Genomic DNA, 18,305 nt, shown 5'->3' with positions numbered 1-18,305 from the left:
ATCCCGCCCGGCGCCTGAGGGGCATACGGATATGCGCCTGATCCGCCTCATCGCCAATCTGGGCTATGGCAGCCAGCGCGACGTCAAGGCCATGATCAAGGCCGGACGCGTTACCCTGGCCGACGGCACGGTGCTGGACGACGGCACCAAGGCCGCCCACGACGACATCCGGGTGGATGGCGAGCCGCTGGATCCGCCTCCCGGTCTGGTGCTGATGCTCCATAAGCCCGAGGGCTATACCTGCTCTACCTCGGACCCGGGACGCATCGTCTACGAATTGCTGCCCGAGCGCTTCATGCACCGCAATCCCATCGTGGCGCCGGTGGGCCGCCTGGATCGGGACAGCACCGGCCTGCTGCTGCTGACCGACGACGGGCCGCTGGCGCACCGCATCACCTCGCCCAAGCGCCATGTACCCAAGACCTACGAGGTGACATTGGCCCGGCCTCTGAGCGGGGAGGAGGGGGCGGTGTTCGCCTCCGGCACCCTGATGCTGCGCTCGGAATCCACGCCCCTGGCTCCGGCGGAACTGGTGGTCAGCGGCCCGCAGACGGCGCGCATCACCATCACCGAGGGGCGCTACCATCAGGTCAAGCGCATGTTCGCCGCCGTCGGCAACCATGTGGAGCGCCTGCACCGCGCCGCCATCGGCGGGCTGGATCTGGGCGATCTGGCGGAAGGGCAGTGGCGGCCGCTCAGCCCGGCCGAGATTGCCCTGGTGACAGGGTCGTAAGGCTATCTTTGATCAGGCCGAAGAAAATTCGGGGTGCCTCCGCGCCCTCGAAGCGCCAGCCCAGCTGCAGGTCGCAGCCGGTACAGGCGGCCAGCCGCCAAAGATAGCCCTTGAACCAGGTGAACTGGCCGCTGGCGGCGCCGACAGCCGTGGCCCCCGGCGCCTCCTTGAAGCACAGCACGCGAAAAACGATACCGGCGGGATTGAAGAACACATGCTCGAACCCACCGTTCATGGACATTTCCCAGCGTCCCCGGGTAACCGGGGCGCCACAGCGGACACAGAAATACTCGATATCCCTGTCCCACGACTCGGTCTCGATCTGGTCCGCCGGGGCGTCGCGCGGCATGGGGCTACGGGCTGAGGGTGGCGCCCAGCATGCGTTCGCTTTTGTGGACCACATGGGCGCCCTTGCCGACGATCAGCGGGTCGGGGCTGTGGACCAGGCTCTCGTTCTTGCCGGGATAGTCCAGGGAATTGAGGAAGTGGAGCATGCAGTTGAGGCGGGCGCGCTTCTTGTCGTCCGACTTGACGATGGTCCAGGGGGCATCGGCGGTGTCGGTGTAGAAGAACATGGCCTCCTTGGCGTCGGTATACTCGCCCCACTTGCCCAGCGACGCCTTGTCGATGGGGGACAGCTTCCACTGCTTCAGCGGGTCGCGTTCCCGCGACTTGAACCGGCGGAGTTGCTCTTCCTGGGTCACCGAGAACCAATATTTGTAGAGCTTGATGCCCGAGCGGACCAGCATGCGCTCCACCTCGGGGGTTTGGCGCATGAATTCCAGGTATTCCGCCGGGGAACAGAAGCCCATCACCCGCTCGACGCCGGCCCGGTTGTACCAGGAGCGGTCGAAGAACACCATTTCCCCCGAAGTGGGCAGGTGCTGGATATAGCGCTGGAAGAACCATTGGCCGCGCTCGATCTCGCTGGGCTTTTCCAGGGCGACCACCCGGGCGGCGCGGGGATTGAGGTGCTCCATGAAGCGCTTGATGGTGCCGCCCTTGCCGGCGGCGTCGCGGCCCTCGAACAGCAGCACGAATTTCTGGCCGGTGTCCCTGGCCCATAATTGGACCTTGAGCAGTTCGGCCTGCAGCGCGGCCTTCTTGGCCTCGTACTCGGCGCGGCCCATATGGCTCTTATAGGGGTATTCGCCCGTCTCGAAGGCGTGACGAACCGCTTCCGGGTCGTGACGCATCTCGGCCAGTTCGTGACGCGCCTGCCCGGCCGGGGTGATGGGCTTTACCGCCGGCGGAGCCTTCTTTCGAGCGGCGCGGACAGGGGGAGCGACCGCAGGTTCGGCCGGGGGAGCAGTGATCTCCAGGGTTTCAGTTTTGAAATCGTTCCCATCGTCGGCCATGCTTTCTCCCCTCTCGGATGTCATTAACCTGAAAGAATCCTAAGCTTCTTTCGGTTGATCTGTCCATGGAGCGAATGATGGCCGACGTGGGACAAACGGCCTAATCGGTGCGCTGGATCAGGTGGAAGCCGAACGGAGTCTCCACCACGCCGCTGACCTCGCCCGACTTCAGCGCGAAGGCCGCCACCTCGAATTCCGGCACCATGGCGCCCTTGGGGAACTCGCCCAGGTCGCCGCCGTCCTCGCTCGAGGGACAATCGGAATACTGGCGCGCCATCTGGCCGAAATCGGCGCCCTGGTTGATCTCTTCCTTGATGTTGTTGATCTCGGTCAGGGCCTCGTCTTTGGAACGGGTGGCCTGGGAGCGCATGGACCCCTTGTACATCAGGAGGATGTGGGAGGCGCGGACGGTGGAAGACATGGAACTCTCCAAAAAAGGTGAGGGTCGAGGATAACCTTACCGGCGCTGCTTCGCCAGTTCATGGATGAGGATGGCGGCGGTGGCGGCGACGTTGAGGGACTGGACCCGGCCCGAGCCGGGCAGGGTGACGATGTCGTCGCAGGCCGCCAGGGTGGCGGTCGGCAGACCGTCCTCCTCATTGCCGAGGATCAGGGCGATGGGCTTGCCCGGGCGGTTGAGCACCTCGGCCACCGGCTTGCCCGAGCCCAGTGCCGTGCCGACGATCCTGTGGGAATCCCTAAGCCGTTTCAGGGCCGCAACGAATTTCTGGGCCCGAATCACCTCCACCCATTCCAGGCCGCCCTCGGACACCCGCAGGGAGGCCTCGGACGGGCTGGCCTGTCCGGGATGGTCGGAGATCAGTAGGCGCTCCAGGCCGAAGAACGCCATGGTTCGGGCGATGGCGCCCAGATTGTGCGGGTTGCCGACACCGTCGAGCACCAGCAGCGGGCGGCCTTCCTTGGCCCAGACATGGGCGTCGGCCGGATCGAAGACGCGGATGGGCTTGGGGCGGGTCACCGCCAGGATGCCGCCGTGCAGCGGCGAGCCCAGGATCTTGGTCAGCTCCTCGGTGGGCGCCATGCGGTAGGGCTTGTGGGCTGCCGCCATGGCCTTGCACATCTCGGCGGCCGCATCCTTCATGCGCTCGTCGTAGAACAGCCGCTCGACCCGGGCCGGGTCGTGGGCGAACAGCGCCTTGACCGCCGGCAGCCCGGCGACCTTGTCGCTGTCGGGCCGGATGGGGCTGGTGTCGGGGCGTTTGGGCGTCTGCTTCTTGTGCGGAAACGGCGCTCGTGCCATTGCTGGGCCTTTCGGGCAAAGGTGGAAGGGGTGTTGTGACTCGGCTGATCGTCTTCAACAAGCCTTATGACGTGCTGACCCAGTTCACCGACCGCGAAGGCGGTCGGGCGACGCTCAAGGATTTCATCAAGGTACCGGGCGTCTACGCCGCCGGCCGGCTGGACCGCGATTCGGAAGGGCTGCTGGTTCTGACCGATTCCGGGCCGCTGGCGGCACGGATCAGCGACCCGAAGCACAAGCTGGCCAAGACCTATTGGGCTCAGGTGGAGGGAGTTCCCACCGAGGCCGATCTGGACAGGCTGCGCCGTGGGATTGTCCTGAAAGATGGCCCCACCTTACCGGCTGGGGCGAGGGCCATGGCCGAGCCGGACAATCTGTGGCCCCGCGACCCGCCCATCCGCTATCGCGCCGCCATTCCCACCTCGTGGATCGAATTGACGCTGCGGGAGGGCCGTAACCGTCAGGTCCGCCGCATGACCGCCGCCATGGGCTTTCCCACCCTGCGGCTGATCCGCTGGGCGGTGGGCGAGTGGAATCTCGAAGGTCTGGCACCGGGCGAGTGGCGCGACGTGCGCTTGCCATGAAAATGCCCTGATTGCGTCCCGTTTGCCGCCATGATTGGGGGGCATCGTCTTTCTCGAAGGCAAGCAGCCTTCCAGATCAAGGACGGACACCGACATGAGCAGCACCAAGCAGACCGCCGAAACCCAGACCATTCCCGCCCAGAAGCCGGTGGTCAAGGTGGAGGACGCCGAAGCCCTGCGGCGCCGGCGGGCTCAGATTGCCGCGTATATCTAGTATCTAGGAAAGAGTGGCCGGAGGACCGGTCGCCTCGAAGGACACGGCCCAATCCGTGACCAGGGGCGACCCGGCAACCGGCGCAAATCCGGCGTAAGACACCGCTTCGGCCGCACCAGCCGCCGGAGCGGCGCCGGCAATTCCGGCAAGGCCCAGGTCAGGCGCATCGGCCATGGCCTTGACGGTCTCGGACGACACGGGCGAGGTGGCCGACGCCTTGGCGGGGGCGGCGGGCTCCCAGGTGATTTCCACACGGCGGGCGCCCTGGTCCTTGTGCCCCTTCTTGCCGCCCTTGACGATTCCTTGACCCGACACTTCGATCCGGGCGGTGACGCCCAGCTTGCGCAATTGGTCGGCAACCGCCTGGGCTCGCTTCTCGGACAGGATGCGGTTGTAGGCCGCCTTGCCCGAGGCATCGGTGAAGCCCTGGACGCGGATCACGCCCGGCTCAGCCGCCTTGAGGGCGGGAGCCAGACCCCACAGAACCTGCATGGTCGAGCCGGTGATATCGGCCTTGGCGTGATTGAAGTGGACCACCACCGGCGAAGGCGGCAGGGCCACGTCGTCGGCTGCCATCGGTGCGGAGGGCACGGGGGCGGCCGGCGGAGGAGGCGCTGTAACCATCGGAGTCGAGGTGGTGGGCCGCTCCATAGGTTCCATCTCGGCACAGGCCGACACCGCCACGAGGGCGGTCAGCGCGGTGATGAGATGGATAAGCTTCATGGGACGACTCGTCTTGCGATCCAGAAGATCAATGTTGCAAGAAAAGAATCGGCTGTCCAGAGCTTTTGAAGTAATGGACTCGGAGGACTCCAGTCCAGGATTCGTTGCGGCTGTGAACTGAGTCGAAAAGCAGGTCTTTCTCTTAAAGTATCGTCTTTACGACGTAGGATTCAGAAGGGGCGGAAAATCCGCCCCTGCCAATGGGTTAAGAAGATTTCCTCGATTTCCGCCCCAGAATGGGCGCGAGGTAATGACCGGTGTAACTTTCCCGGCAGGCCGCCACGTCTTCGGGAGTCCCGGCCGCCACGATGCGGCCCCCGCCATCACCACCTTCGGGGCCCAGATCGACGATCCAGTCGGCGGTCTTGATGACTTCCAGATTGTGTTCGATGACCAGGACCGTGTTTCCGGCATCGACCAGGGCCTGAATCACCTCCAGCAGCTTGCGCACATCCTCGAAATGAAGGCCGGTCGTGGGTTCGTCCAGGATGTACAGGGTCCGGCCGGTGGAGCGTTTGGACAGTTCCTTGGCCAGCTTGACCCGCTGGGCCTCGCCGCCGGACAGCGTGGTGGCCTGCTGGCCCAGATGGATGTAGTCCAAGCCGACCCGTTGCAGGGTCACCATCTTGTCACGGATGGCGGGAACCGCCTTGAAGAAGTCGGCGGCCTCCTCGACGGTCATGTCGAGAACGTCGGCTATGCTCTTGCCGCGAAAGGTGATTTCCAGGGTTTCGCGGTTATAGCGCTTGCCCTTGCAGACGTCGCACTGAACATAGACGTCGGGCAGGAAGTGCATCTCGATCTTGATGACGCCGTCGCCCTGGCAGGCCTCGCAGCGGCCGCCCTTGACGTTGAACGAGAAGCGCCCGGGCTTGTAGCCGCGCACCTTGGACTCGGGCAGTTCGGTGAACCAGTCGCGAATGGGCGAGAAGGCGCCGGTATAGGTGGCCGGGTTGGAACGCGGCGTGCGGCCGATGGGGCTCTGGTCGATGTCGATGATCTTGTCCAGATACTCCATGCCGTCGATGCGGTCGAAGGGCGAGGGTTGCTCGCGCGCGCCCATCAGCCGGCGGGAGAGGGCCTTGTACAGGGTCTCGATCACCAGGGTGGACTTGCCGCCGCCCGACACGCCGGTGACGCAGGTCAGCGTCCCCAGGGGGATATGGGCATCGACGTTCTTGAGATTGTTGCCCCTGGCGCCGATCAGCGACAGCCGCTTGCCGTTGCCGGGACGGCGGAGGGCGGGGAGCGGGATGTGGTCCTGTCCGGTGAGATAGCGCCCGGTCATGCTGTTGGGATCGGCCATCACCTGCGCGGGCGTGCCCTCCGACACCACCTGGCCGCCATGGATACCGGCCCCCGGTCCCATGTCCACCAGATAATCGGCGCTGCGGATGGCATCCTCGTCGTGCTCGACGACGATCACCGTGTTGCCGATGTCGCGCAGGCGCCGCAGAGTGGCCAGCAGACGGTCGTTATCCCTCTGGTGCAGGCCGATGGAGGGCTCGTCCAGGACATAAAGCACGCCGGTGAGCCCCGAGCCGATCTGGCTGGCCAGCCGGATACGTTGGCTCTCGCCACCCGACAGCGAGCCCGAGCCGCGCCCCATGGTCAGGTATTCCAGCCCCACATCCACCAGAAAGCCCAGGCGGTCGTTGATCTCGCGCAGGATGCGCCTTGCGATCTCCTGATCCTTGGGCCGCAGGTGGTTGTGCAGGTCGGCGAACCAATCGCGGGCGTTCAGGATGGAGAACTCGGTGGCTTCCGAGATGTGCAGACCGCGCACCTTGACCGCCAGGGCCTCGGGCTTGAGCCGCGCCCCGCCGCAGGTCTCGCAGGGCGCGGTGCCCTGAAAGCGGGACAGATCCTCGCGGATATACGAGGAATCGGTCTCGCGGTAGCGGCGCGCCATGTTGGGAATGACGCCCTCGAACGACTTCTCGGTGTGATAGCCGCGGAAGCCATCCTCGTAGGCGATGCGGATTTCCTCGTTGCCCGAACCGTGCAGGATGACCTCCCGGGCGCGCTCGGGGAGCTTTTCCCAGGGGGTATCGAGCTTGAACCGGTAATGCTCGGCCAATCCCTGCAGGGTCTGGACGTAGTATTGCGAGGTGGACCCGGCCCAGGGCGCGATGGCGCCTTCGCGGAGCGACAGCCCAGGATTCGGAATGACCAGTTCGGGATCGAAATAAAGTTTGACCCCCAATCCGTCACAGGCCGGGCAGGCGCCGAACGGATTGTTGAAGGAGAACAGGCGAGGTTCGATCTCCTCGATGGTGAAGCCCGACACCGGGCAGGCGAACTTGGCGGAGAACACGGTGCGCTCGCCGGTTTCGGCATTCTCGGCGATGGCGAGACCGTCGGCCAGCGACAGCGCCGTCTCGATGGAATCGGCGAGGCGGTTGCCGAGGCCCGGCTTCACCACCAGACGGTCGACCACCACCTCGATGTCGTGCTTCTTCTTCTTGTCGAGCTGGGGCACCTCGTCGATTTCGTAGAGGGTGCCGTCCACCTTGACCCGCTGGAAGCCCTTCTTCTGCAGCTCGATCAGGTCCTTGCGGTACTCGCCCTTGCGGCCGCGCACGAAGGGCGCCAGCAAATACAGGCGGGTGCCTTCGGCCATGGTCTCGACCCGATCGACCATCTGGCTGACCGTCTGGCTTTCGATGGGCAGACCGGTGGCGGGCGAGTGGGGGACTCCGACCCGCGCCCACAGCAGGCGCATGTAGTCGTAGATCTCGGTGACCGTGCCCACGGTGGAACGGGGATTCTTCGACGTGGTCTTCTGCTCGATGGAGATGGCCGGCGACAGGCCCTCGATACTCTCCACATCGGGCTTTTGCATCAGCTCCAGGAACTGCCGGGCATAGGCCGACAGGGATTCCACATAGCGGCGCTGTCCCTCGGCGTAGATGGTGTCGAAGGCCAGCGACGACTTGCCCGAACCCGACAGGCCGGTGATCACCACCAGTTTGTCGCGGGGCAGGTCGACGTCGATATTCTTCAGGTTATGCTCGCGGGCGCCACGCACCCGGATAAAGCCGCTCATACTGACTATCCTGACCGCCTGAATTCCCCGTCATTCCCGCGAAAGCGGGAATCCATGCCGGACACACGGAGATTGCGTCTCCATGGACCCCCGCCTGCGCGGGGGTGACGGAACAAATGAAGGGCGGATGTTAGAGAGATTCTCTGGCGGGATAAAGGGCTTGCCCGGCATGGCTGGCATGGGTATGGTCCGCGCGTCATTGGGGAGTAGCCGCCTTCGGGTATCAGAAGGGGGCGCGTCAACAGACTTGGGCCTTTGGCCCATGGCGCGTCCGGCAGATCAGCCTGGCGAGACCTTTGGCTTCGGATTCCTTGCGTCCACGGGATTGGGCGGGTTTCCGGGCCATCGGTCATGCGTTGCCCAATCCCCCATTTGGTGCCTTATGGAATCGCTGCTGGTTTCCCTTGCCGTGGTCACTGCCGCCGAGATCGGCGACAAGACCCAGCTTCTCGCCCTGCTGCTCGCCGCCAAGTTCAGGAAGCCCTGGGCGGTGGTCGCCGGTATCCTGGTGGCCACCGTGGCCAATCACGGCCTTGCGGCCCTGCTGGGCGTCGAGGCCGCCCGCTGGATCGGCCCAGAAACCATGCGCTGGATCGTCGGCCTTTCCTTCATCGCCATGGCGGCATGGACCCTGGTCCCCGACAAGATGGACGAGGACGAGCAGCCCAGGATGTGGGAGAAGGCCGGTCCCTTCGTCGCCACCACCGTGGCGTTCTTCCTGGTGGAGATCGGCGACAAGACCCAGATCGCCACCGTCGCCCTGGGGGCGCGCTTTGGCGACCTGCTGTTCGTCACCATGGGCACCACGCTGGGCATGCTGATCGCCGACGTGCCCGCCGTGTTCGTGGGCAACGCCATGGCCGAGAAGCTGCCGCTCAAGCTGGTGCGTATGGTCGCCGCCGCCCTGTTCGCCATCCTGGGCGTCCTGGCGCTAACCGATGTGGGCAAGGCGGTGATGGGTTAAGGGGTGAAACGATGATTTGAACCACGAAGGCACGAAGGAAAGGGGAAGGATATCTTCTTCGTGTTCCTTCGTGCCTTCGCTCCTTCGTGGTTCACCCCGACCTTAACGTCCTGACCGCCGCGTCGCGCTCGAACAGGTAGAGCAGAACCCGCAAGGCCTCACCCCTTGGGCCGGACAATTCCGGGTCACGGTCCAGGATCAGGCGGGCATCGTCGCGGGCGGCGGCCAGCAATTCGCCGTGAATGGCGAGATCGGCCAGCCTGAATTCGGGCAGGCCGCTTTGCCGGGTCCCCAGCATCTCGCCGCCGCCCCGCAGGCGCAAATCCTCCTCGGCGATGCGGAACCCGTCCTCGGTCGCGCGCATGATTTCCAGGCGGGCCTTGGCGATCTCGCCCAGGGGATGGCCGTAGAGCAGCAGGCAGCGGGATTCCCGGGTGCCGCGTCCCACCCGGCCGCGCAACTGGTGCAACTGGGCCAGCCCAAAGCGCTCGGCGTGCTCGATGACCATGATGTTGGCCGCGGGCACGTCGACGCCCACCTCGATCACCGTGGTGGCCACCAGGATGTCCAACTCCCCGGCGGCGAACTCGGCCATCACCTTGTCCTTGGCGGCGCCCTTCATGCGGCCATGGACAAGGCCGACCCGGTCGCCGAACACCTGGGAGAGGTGGCGGTGGCGCTCCTCGGCGGCGGCGAGGTCCGAGGTTTCCGATTCCTCCACCAGTGGGCAGACCCAATAGGCCCGCGCCCCGCCGGAAATGGCGCGGCCCACTCCGGCCACCATTTCGTCCAGGCGGGCCAGGGGGACCACGCGGGTGTCGATGGGCTTCCTGCCCGGCGGCTTCTCGTCCAGGCGGGACGCATCCATGTCGCCATAGGCGGTCAGCAGCAGGGTGCGGGGAATGGGGGTGGCGGTCATCACCAGCATATCGACGGCGAGGCCTTTGGCCGCCAGTTCCAGCCGCTGATGCACCCCAAAGCGATGCTGCTCGTCGATCACCGCCAGGGCCAGATCCTTGAAGGCCACGTCCTCCTGGAACAGGGCATGGGTGCCCAGCATGATATGGGTCTCGCCCGAGGCCAGCCCGGCCAGCACGGCGTCCCGCGCCTTTCCCTTGTCGCGCCCGGTCAGCAGGGCGACTTTCAGACCCGCCGCCTCGGCCAGCGGGGCGATGCCGGCATAGTGCTGGCGGGCCAGGATTTCCGTCGGCGCCATCATGGCGGCCTGACAGCCGGCCTCGACGGCGGTGAGCATGGCCAGCAGCGCCACCACCGTCTTGCCGCTGCCCACGTCGCCCTGCAGCAGCCTCAGCATGCGCAGCGGCTGGGCCATGTCGGCGTCGATCTCGGCCAGCGAGCGGCTTTGCGCCCCCGTCAGGGTGTAGGGCAGGGCGGCCATCACCTTGGAGCGCAGGGAGCCATCCCCCACCAGCGGCCGTCCCTTCAGCTTGCGCATCTGGGCGCGGACCATGGCCAGCGCCAATTGGTTAGCCAGCAATTCATCGAAGGCGAGGCGCCGCCGGGCCGGGGTGTCGCCGATGGCGCCGTGCTCATCGGCGGGATGGTGAAGGGCGGTCAGCGCCGCGTGCCAGGTGGGCCAGTTCTGCCGGTCCAGCCAATGGACATCCTGCCATTCGGGAAGCTCCGGGGCCTTGGCCACAGCGGCGGCGACGGTCTTGGCCACTGCGCGGCCGGTGAGACCCGCGGTCAGGCCGTAGACCGGCTCGACGGCCATCACCTGGGCGATCTGGTCCAGGGGCACGATGTGGTCGGGATGGCTGATCTGGATCTCGTTGTTGAAGTGCTCGACCTGGCCGCTGACCACCCGGATCTCGCCCTCGGGCAATTGCTTGCGCAGCCAGTCCTCGCGACCGTGGAAGAACACCAGATGCAGGAAGCCGGTCTCGTCGCTCATGCGCACCCGGTAGGGGCGCTTGGGCGACGACGACGGAAAATGGGCATCCACCCGAAGGGTCAGCGTGGCGACCTTGCCGTGGGGGGCCTCGGCCACCTTCGGGGCGAAGCGGCGGTCAACCACGCCCGTAGGCAGGTGCCACAGCAGGTCAAGCACCTTGTCCCCCACCAGCCGCTGGTAAAGGGGCGCGAGGCGCGGACCGATGCCGGGCAGGGTGGTTACCGGGGCAAACAGGGGAAACAGAACCTGGGGGCGCATGGCGGGCTGACATTCGGACAATGAGGGGCTATATCCTAGTCGGCTCCGAAACCGACGCAATGCCGGATACAATGGATCAAGATCGACTGAAGCGCCTGATGTTCAGGGCCCATCACATGGGCTCCAACGAGAACGACATCCTGTTCGGCGGCTTTGCCGCCAAATACCTGGAAACACTGACATCCGAGCAGGCCGAACGTTTCGAATCCCTGATTGCCGAGAACGATTCCGACCTGTTCAACTGGGTCACCGGCAAGGCAGAGGTGCCGGCCGTGCTGGATCATGACGTGATGGCCATGATCAAGAAATTCGTTCAGAGTGAAGCCGCACCAATTTGAAAAATATCGATAATCTTATCGCGCAGCCTGGGCGCCGCAAGCTTGCCGGAGCGCCGGAAGGGCGCGACGCCTTGCTGCTGGCCGAACTGGCGGCCGGTGGCTGCGCCCAGGGCGGCATTTTACATGTGGCCCGCGATGAGGGCCGCATGGCCCGCGTGGCCGAGGCGCTGGCATTTTTTGCACCCGATCTTCAGGTGCTGGAATTCCCCGGCTGGGATTGCGTGCCCTATGACCGGGTCTCGCCCCATGTGGACATGGTGGCGCGGCGTATCGATACCCTGGCGCGTCTCGCCGACGGGGTGAAGGGCGCCTTCGTGGTCCTGACCACCGTCCCCGGTCTGGCCCAGCGCGTGCCGCCGCGTGAGGCCCTGGCCTCGGCGACGCTGGATGCCCGCAAGGGCTCGCGTCTGTCCATGGACAAGCTGATCGGCTTTCTGTCCAAGAACGGCTATGTGCGCGCCGACACCGTGATGGAACCGGGCGAATACGCGGTCAGAGGCGGCATCGTCGACCTGTATCCGCCGGGCTCGGCCGAGCCCCTGCGCCTGGACTTCTTTGGCGACGAGATCGACTCGGTGCGGTCCTTCGACCCCATGAGCCAGCGTACCACCGGGCCGATGGCGGGCTTTGTCTGCCGTCCGGTCAGCGAAGTGGGCCTGGACGACGCGTCGATCGCCCGCTTCCGCACCAATTACCGCGAGATGTTCGGGGTGATCTCGGGGCCGGACCCCCTTTACGAGGCCATCTCCGAGGGCATCAAGTTCAACGGCATGGAGCACTGGCTGCCGCTATTCCATGACGGTCTCGACACCCTGTTCGCCTATGTGCCCGAGGCGGCGGTGGTGCTGGACCACCAGTCGGACGAGGCTCTGACCGCCCGTCATGCCCTGGTGCTGGAATATTTCGACGCCCGCGCCGGTCTGGCCGGAGCGGGGCTGACCGAATCCGGCATGGTCTATCACCCCATCCTGCCCGAGCGCCTGTATCTGGAGCGCGCCGAATGGGACCGCCTGCTGGCGGCGCGTCCGGTGCTGCACCTGTCGCCCTTCGACGCGGTGGAGGGAGACGAGGGTGCCGTCGATGCCGGCGGGCGGCTGGGCCGTGATTTCGCTGATATGCGGGCCCGGCCGGGCGTCAACGTCTACGACTGCGTGCGCGAACATGCCGAGGAGCAGGCCAAGGCCGGGCGCCGGGTGGTGATCGCCGCCTGGACCCAGGGGTCCCGCGACCGCCTCGCCGGGGTGCTGCGCGATCACGGCATCAAGGGCATCGAGACGGTGGAGAGCTGGGCCGAGGCTCAAGGATTGGACAAGGGCCGGGTCGCCGTTGCCGTTCTCGGCCTCGACCATGGCTTCGCCACCCCCGATCTGGCGGTGATCACCGAGCAGGACATCCTGGGCGACCGCCTAGCGCGGCCCGCCCGCAAGAAGAAGAAGGGCGCCCAATTCATCGCCGAGGCCTCGGCCCTGGCCGAAGGCGATCTGGTGGTCCACGTCGAGCACGGCATCGGCCGCTATGACGGCCTCGTTGCCCTGGAAGTCTCCGGTGCGCCCCATGATTGCCTGCGGGTGCTCTATGACGGCGGCGACAAGCTGTTCGTGCCGGTGGAGAACATCGACGTCCTGACCCGTTTCGGCTCGGAGCAGGCCGGCGTGTCGCTGGACAAGCTGGGCGGCACCGCCTGGCAGGCCCGCAAGGCCAAGCTGAAGAAGCGCATCAGGGACATCGCCGACCAGCTGATCGGCATCGCCGCCCAGCGCAAGATGCGCCAGGGCGAGGCCCTGGTGCCGGCGGAAGGGCTGTACGACGAGTTCTGCGCCCGTTTCCCCTTTGCCGAGACCGAAGACCAGATGCGGGCCATCGAGGATTCCATCGCCGATCTGGCCTCGGGCAAGCCCATGGACCGCCTGATCTGTGGCGATGTGGGCTTCGGCAAGACCGAGGTGGCCATGCGCGTCGCCTTCGTGGCGGCGCTCCAGGGGTTGCAGGTGGCGGTGGTGGTGCCCACCACGCTGCTGGCCCGCCAGCATTACCGCACCTTCAAGGAGCGCTTCTCCGGCCTGCCGGTGCGGGTCGAGCAACTGTCGCGGCTGGTCACCGCCAAGACCGCCTCCGAGGTCAAGGCCGGGGTGGCCGACGGCTCGGTTGACGTCGTGGTCGGCACCCATGCGCTGCTGGCCAAGGGCATCGGTTTCAAACGCCTGGGCCTGCTGATCATCGACGAAGAGCAGCATTTCGGTGTGGCTCACAAGGAGCGCCTGAAGCAGCTCAAAGCCGACGTTCATGTGTTGACGCTGACCGCCACGCCCATTCCCCGCACGCTGCAGATGGCGCTGTCGGGGGTCAAGGAGATGAGCGTCATCGCCACGCCGCCCATCGACCGGCTGGCGGTACGCACCTTCGTGCTGCCCTATGACCCGGTGGTGCTGCGCGAATCCATCCTGCGCGAGCGCTACCGCGGCGGACAGGTGTTCTACGTCTGCCCGCGTCTGGCCGACATCGACCGGGTGGCCGAGCGTCTCGCCAAGCTGGTGCCCGAGGTCAAGACCGCCGTGGCCCATGGCCGTCTGGCGCCCGCCGACCTGGAAGAGGTGATGGTGGCCTTTGGCGAGAAGCAGTACGACGTGCTGCTGTCCACCAACATCATCGAATCCGGCATCGACATGCCCTCGGTCAACACCTTGATCATCCACCGCGCCGACATGTTCGGCCTGGGCCAGCTCTACCAGCTTCGCGGCCGGGTGGGGCGCGGCAAGACCCGCGGCTATGCCTATTTCACCCTGCCCAACGACAAGGTGCTGTCCAAGGCGGCGGAAAAGCGCCTGCAGGTGATGCAAGCCCTCGACACCCTGGGCGCCGGCTTCCAGTTGGCCAGCCACGATCTGGACATCCGGGGCGCCGGCAATCTGCTGGGCGAGGAGCAGTCGGGGCACATCCGCGAGGTCGGCGTCGAGCTGTACCAGCAATTGCTGGAAGAGGCCGTCGCCGCCGCCAAGGGCGGGCAGGGGGGCGAGGCGGCCGAGGAATGGTCGCCGCAGATTGCCGTGGGCACGCCGGTGCTGATCCCCGAGACCTATGTGGCCGATCTGTCGGTGCGCCTGTCGCTTTACCGCCGCATCGGCTCGCTGGCCGATCAGGCGGAGATCGAGGCCCTGGCCGCCGAACTGATCGACCGTTTCGGCAAGCTGCCGCCGGAGGTGGAAAACCTGCTGGAGGTGGTGGCCATCAAGGCGCTGTGCAAGCTGGCCGGCATCGACAAGGTGGATTCGGGGCCGAAGGGGGCGGTGGTCTCCCTGCGCGGCAACGTCTTCGCCAACCCGGCCGCCCTGGTGCAGTTCATCGCCCGCTCGGCCGGGTCGTGCAAGATCAGGCCCGACCACAAGATCGTCTTCCTGCGCGCCTGGGAGGACCCCAAGCAGCGCATTGTCGGATTGCGCAACGTCATCGGCAAACTGGCGGAATTGGCATCGGCCTGAAAAAGGAGTATAGGCGAATCCCGCCTTTAGGAACTGACATGAAATACCCCACGCCCCCGACCGTCATCCCCCTGGACAATATCCTGCCTGACGAACCCCTGTTGATGATGGGCGCCGGCCCCGTGCCGATTCCGCCCAAGGTGGCCATGGCCAACTCGCTGATCATCAACCATCTGGGCGACACCATGAATGCGGTGATCGAACAGGTGAAGACCATGGGGCGCTACGTCTTCCAGACCAATTCCCCCCATGTGATGGGCGTGGCCGGTCCGGCTTCGGCCGCCATGGAGATGGCCATCGCCAATCTGGTGGAGCCGGGGACCCGGGTCCTGTCCATCTGCAACGGCCTGTTTTCCCGCCGTCTGGCCGAGATGGCCGACCGGGTGGGCGGCGACGTCACCCGCCTGGACGCCCCCGACAAGCGGGCCATTTCCGCCGAGGACGTGGAAAAGGCGCTGAAGACCGGCCGATTCCAGATTCTGACCGTGGTGCAGGGCGAGACCTCCAACACGGTGTGGAACCGCGATCTGGTGGAGATCTGTCGCCTGGGCAAGCAATACGGCTGCCTCAACATCGTCGATGCGGTGTGCACGCTCTCCACCATGCCCATGGAAATGGATGAGTGGATGGTCGATGCCATCATCACCGGCGGCCAGAAGGGTCTGTCCTCCATTCCCGGCGTGTCGCTGATCGCCTTCTCGGAAGAGGCCTTCGCCCGCATTGAGGCGCGCAACAGCCCCATGGCCCATTGGTGCCTGGACGCCCGTCTGGCCCACCAGTTCTGGCACAACCACTCCTACCACTACACCGCTCCAGTGTCGGGCATCCTGGCGCTGCACGAGGCGCTGCGCCTGATCGGCGACGAGACCCTGCCGGGCCGCTTCCGCCGCCATGCCCAGTGCTCCAAGGCGTTGCAGAACGGCGTCGAGGCCATGGGCCTCAAGCTGCTGATCGCCGAGGATTCCCGCCTCAACTCCGTGGTGGGCATCGAACTGCCCGAGGTCATCTCGGCCGATCAGGTCCGCCACATCATGAGCCAGGTGCACAAGGTGGAAATCTCCGGCGCCTTCGGCCTGCCCATCGTCCGCATCGGCCAGATGGGCGAGCAGAGCCGCGCCCCCAACCTGTTCCGCACCCTGCACGCCCTGGGCTCGGCCATGCGCGCCGCCGGCGGCAAGGTGGACATGCCCGGTGGCATGGCCGAACTGGAACGCAGCCTGGCGTCCGAGGTGAGGGGGTAGCCCTCTCTCATCGTGAAAACATTTCAGGGGAAGCCGTTCGGCTTCCCCTTTTCATGTTCGGGCGGCGCCTGCATGGAAGGTCTCAGCTGAACGCCGCTTCCGGCTGGCTTTCGCGCACAATGTCGATCAGGCGGAGCAGGATGTCGGGCTCCTGGGCGCCGGCCAGGGCGTAGGAGCTGTCGAGGATCAGGCAGGGCACGCCGTTGACTCCAAGGCGGTGGGCGCGGGCATTGTCGTTGAGCACGCTGGCGGCATCGGCGTCCGAGGTCAGGAAGGCGTGCAGCGCCTCCCGCTCCAGCCCGATGGTGGCGCCGAGGGAGGTCAGCACCTCCACATCGCCGATATCCAATCCCTGGGAGAAGTAGGCCTGATACAGCGCTTCCACCAGTTCGCCCTCGCGCCCCGAAGCGCCGGCGTATCGGATCAGCCGGTGGGAGTTGAGCGAATTGGGCATGCGGGTGATGGACTCGAAGTCGAACTCGATGCCTTCGGTCTTGCCGGCGGCGGCGACGGCGGCATGGACGCGCTGGACGCGGGCCGATCCGCCGAACTTGCGGTCCAGATAGGTCCGCCGGTCGATGCCTTCGGGCGGCAGGTCGGGATTGAGCAGGAACGGGCGCCAGATGATCCGCGCCCGTGTCTCGGGGCGTTGGGCCAGGGCACGCTCCAGGCGGCGCTTTCCCACGTAGCACCAGGGACAGACGGTATCGAAGACGTATTCGATCCTCACCGCGATTCCTTCCCGGAAATCAATCCAGCTTGGCCTGAACCCGGGCCAGCAGCGAGTCCAGCGTATCGGTGGTCTTGGCGTCGGTGCAAGCCACCTGAACCCAGACCTTCACCGGCTGATAGACCTCGCGCACGGCGAAATCCGTATACGCCAGCACGCCGGCGATGCGGTGCATCACCACCTCGGCCTCGACGGTGGGAGTATCGGGCAGCACCACGCAGAACTGATTCTTGGCGTAAAGTGCCGTCAGATCCTCGGCCCGCAACAGGCCGTTGATCCACTGCCCCAATTGCTGGGCCAGATGCTCGGCGGCATCGTCGCCGAAATGGCTGCGCACCCCCTCGATATTGGGAATGTAAAAGAATACCACGGCCAGATGGCGGTCGTGGGTCTTGGCCACCTCCAGGCGCTCGGCCAGATAGGTGTCCAGGTAGGCGCGGCTGTAGACGCCGGTCAGGGGATCGCGGGTCTGGTCCTTCAGGCTTTCGAACAGGGCGGCGCGGATGGCCCAGCGCAATTGCTGGCGACGCACCATGCCCAGGACCGAAGCCCGCAGGATGCCGGAATCGAAGGGCCGGACCAGCACCCGGCTGGCGCCGCGGCGATAGACCTCGGCCGCCGCCACGCCTCTGTCCACCACCAGGACCATGGGCAGGTTGAACAGCCTGGGGTTGTTGCGCACCTGGGAGGTGAAGGCCAGATAGCCTTCCAGATCCCCGTCGGTGGTTACCACGGCGGCGTCGAAATTGCGGTTCTCCAGCAGGCTTTCCGCATCGTAGAGATTGGCGCTGGTGATCACCTCGGCCGAGGCGCCGAGAATGGCGCCCACGCCGTCGCGGTCATGGCCGACCACCAGGACGCAGGGGCGGTTGCCCTCGGGCACGCTGGCCCGCACGCTGGCGGTGACCCCGAAAGGCTGAGCGGCACAGGCCCGGTGACGCAGTTCGGCATGCATGGTGGCGAGACGCACCAGAGGCCTGAGCCGCGAAAGCATCTCCATGTCGTCGTCATGCATGGAAATGGTGTCGTCCAGGCCGGCGGCACAGGCCTTTTCCGCCGCCTCGGCCGTCACCTTGTCCACCAGCAGCACCATGGGAATGTCGGCCAGTAGCGGTTCCTGTTTCAGGCAATTGCCCAGCCCGATGGAATCCTCGCCCACATCGCCCACCAGGATCAGGTCCGGGTGTTCGTACTCGGCCAGCTTCAGAACCTGATCGCGGCTGGTGGCGTGCAGGGCGTGGTAGCCGTTGTGGGACAGGCGCGCCAGGACCCCTTCGGCGGCGCTCGCGTCAGTATGGGCTACGATGACGTTGGCCAGACGGATCATGGAGCGTGAACCTTCGATTGCAAAATTGACCCCCAGCATAATACGGATCGCCGTCCGCCATAAGGGGGTATGACCTCATTGCCCCAATGGCGCCGAAAGGCTAGTCTTGCCCCTCTCATTTCCTGCAAGGAGCA

The 18,305-nt window shown here is 65.8% G+C and carries 15 protein-coding genes and 1 riboswitch; of the genes, 6 read left to right on the top strand and 9 right to left on the bottom strand.

The window, feature by feature from the left end; translation table 11 throughout:
- Positions 1-31: 31 nt before the first annotated feature.
- Positions 32-733 carry a pseudouridine synthase gene (locus tag AMB_RS12445; RefSeq protein ID WP_043744415.1) on the top strand — a complete coding sequence of 234 codons (702 nt, stop codon included), beginning with the start codon at positions 32-34 and terminating at the stop codon, positions 731-733.
- On the opposite strand, the gene AMB_RS12440 is transcribed toward AMB_RS12445, so the two are convergent.
- The 4 genes from AMB_RS12440 to AMB_RS12425 form a co-directional block, all read right to left on the bottom strand.
- On the bottom strand, positions 696-1,082 hold the full coding sequence (locus tag AMB_RS12440) for a cereblon family protein (RefSeq protein ID WP_011384857.1): 387 nt from the start codon (positions 1,080-1,082) through the stop codon (positions 696-698). The two genes, AMB_RS12445 and AMB_RS12440, sit on opposite strands and share 38 nt — an antisense overlap.
- Positions 1,083-1,086: 4 nt before the next feature.
- The gene (gene ppk2, locus AMB_RS12435; RefSeq protein WP_083763515.1) at positions 1,087-2,091 is read right to left on the bottom strand and encodes a polyphosphate kinase 2; all 1,005 of its coding nucleotides are present in this window, start codon (positions 2,089-2,091) and stop codon (positions 1,087-1,089) included.
- 100 nt (positions 2,092-2,191) lie between these two features.
- Positions 2,192-2,512, bottom strand: coding sequence for a peptidylprolyl isomerase (locus AMB_RS12430; protein WP_011384855.1), 321 nt, complete (start codon positions 2,510-2,512; stop codon positions 2,192-2,194).
- Positions 2,513-2,548: 36 nt separating this feature from the next.
- Positions 2,549-3,352 carry a TrmH family RNA methyltransferase gene (locus AMB_RS12425; RefSeq protein WP_043744413.1) on the bottom strand — a complete coding sequence of 268 codons (804 nt, stop codon included), beginning with the start codon at positions 3,350-3,352 and terminating at the stop codon, positions 2,549-2,551.
- A gap of 35 nt (positions 3,353-3,387) precedes the next feature.
- Here AMB_RS12425 and AMB_RS12420 point away from each other — a divergent pair, with 35 nt between their 5' ends.
- Positions 3,388-3,936, top strand: a complete 549-nt coding sequence (locus AMB_RS12420; RefSeq protein WP_043744410.1) for a pseudouridine synthase — start codon at positions 3,388-3,390, stop codon at positions 3,934-3,936.
- 217 nt (positions 3,937-4,153) lie between these two features.
- Here AMB_RS12420 and AMB_RS12415 read toward each other — a convergent pair whose 3' ends face one another.
- Both AMB_RS12415 and uvrA read right to left on the bottom strand, forming a co-directional pair.
- Positions 4,154-4,873 (bottom strand): OmpA family protein, encoded by a 720-nt coding sequence (locus AMB_RS12415; RefSeq protein ID WP_011384851.1) that lies wholly within the window; start codon positions 4,871-4,873, stop codon positions 4,154-4,156.
- A 205-nt stretch (positions 4,874-5,078) separates the two neighbouring features.
- Positions 5,079-7,922, bottom strand: a complete 2,844-nt coding sequence (gene uvrA, locus AMB_RS12410; RefSeq protein ID WP_011384850.1) for an excinuclease ABC subunit UvrA — start codon at positions 7,920-7,922, stop codon at positions 5,079-5,081.
- Between the two features lie 189 nt (positions 7,923-8,111).
- Positions 8,112-8,287, top strand: a riboswitch (yybP-ykoY riboswitch).
- Between the two features lie 17 nt (positions 8,288-8,304).
- On the opposite strand from uvrA, the gene AMB_RS12405 reads away from it, so the two are divergent.
- Positions 8,305-8,886, top strand: coding sequence for a TMEM165/GDT1 family protein (locus AMB_RS12405; RefSeq protein WP_043744406.1), 582 nt, complete (start codon positions 8,305-8,307; stop codon positions 8,884-8,886).
- A 91-nt stretch (positions 8,887-8,977) separates the two neighbouring features.
- Here the strand turns inward: AMB_RS12405 and recG are convergent, their stop codons facing one another.
- Positions 8,978-11,059 (bottom strand): ATP-dependent DNA helicase RecG, encoded by a 2,082-nt coding sequence (gene recG, locus AMB_RS12400; protein WP_011384848.1) that lies wholly within the window; start codon positions 11,057-11,059, stop codon positions 8,978-8,980.
- 71 nt (positions 11,060-11,130) lie between these two features.
- On the opposite strand from recG, the gene AMB_RS12395 reads away from it, so the two are divergent.
- From AMB_RS12395 to AMB_RS12385, 3 genes are read left to right on the top strand one after another with little or no spacing between them, the layout of a single operon-like run.
- Complete coding sequence (locus tag AMB_RS12395) at positions 11,131-11,397, top strand: succinate dehydrogenase assembly factor 2 (RefSeq protein WP_043746610.1); 267 nt, start codon at positions 11,131-11,133, stop codon at positions 11,395-11,397.
- Positions 11,394-14,873 carry a transcription-repair coupling factor gene (gene mfd / locus AMB_RS12390; RefSeq protein WP_043744404.1) on the top strand — a complete coding sequence of 1,160 codons (3,480 nt, stop codon included), beginning with the start codon at positions 11,394-11,396 and terminating at the stop codon, positions 14,871-14,873. The genes AMB_RS12395 and mfd overlap by 4 nt, the downstream gene beginning before the upstream one ends.
- A 38-nt stretch (positions 14,874-14,911) precedes the next feature.
- Positions 14,912-16,114 carry a pyridoxal-phosphate-dependent aminotransferase family protein gene (locus AMB_RS12385; protein WP_011384845.1) on the top strand — a complete coding sequence of 401 codons (1,203 nt, stop codon included), beginning with the start codon at positions 14,912-14,914 and terminating at the stop codon, positions 16,112-16,114.
- Between the two features lie 82 nt (positions 16,115-16,196).
- Here AMB_RS12385 and AMB_RS12380 read toward each other — a convergent pair whose 3' ends face one another.
- Both AMB_RS12380 and AMB_RS12375 read right to left on the bottom strand, forming a co-directional pair.
- On the bottom strand, positions 16,197-16,844 hold the full coding sequence (locus AMB_RS12380) for a DsbA family oxidoreductase (RefSeq protein WP_011384844.1): 648 nt from the start codon (positions 16,842-16,844) through the stop codon (positions 16,197-16,199).
- Between the two features lie 19 nt (positions 16,845-16,863).
- The gene (locus AMB_RS12375) at positions 16,864-18,171 is read right to left on the bottom strand and encodes a diguanylate cyclase domain-containing protein (RefSeq protein WP_043744401.1); all 1,308 of its coding nucleotides are present in this window, start codon (positions 18,169-18,171) and stop codon (positions 16,864-16,866) included.
- Positions 18,172-18,305: the final 134 nt, after the last annotated feature.

The sequence above is a fragment of the Paramagnetospirillum magneticum AMB-1 genome, from assembly GCF_000009985.1.
Lineage (GTDB): Bacteria > Pseudomonadota > Alphaproteobacteria > Rhodospirillales > Magnetospirillaceae > Phaeospirillum > Phaeospirillum magneticum.
The sequence above is the reverse complement of the archived record's forward strand: the minus strand, read 5'-3'. Positions and strand labels throughout refer to the sequence as shown.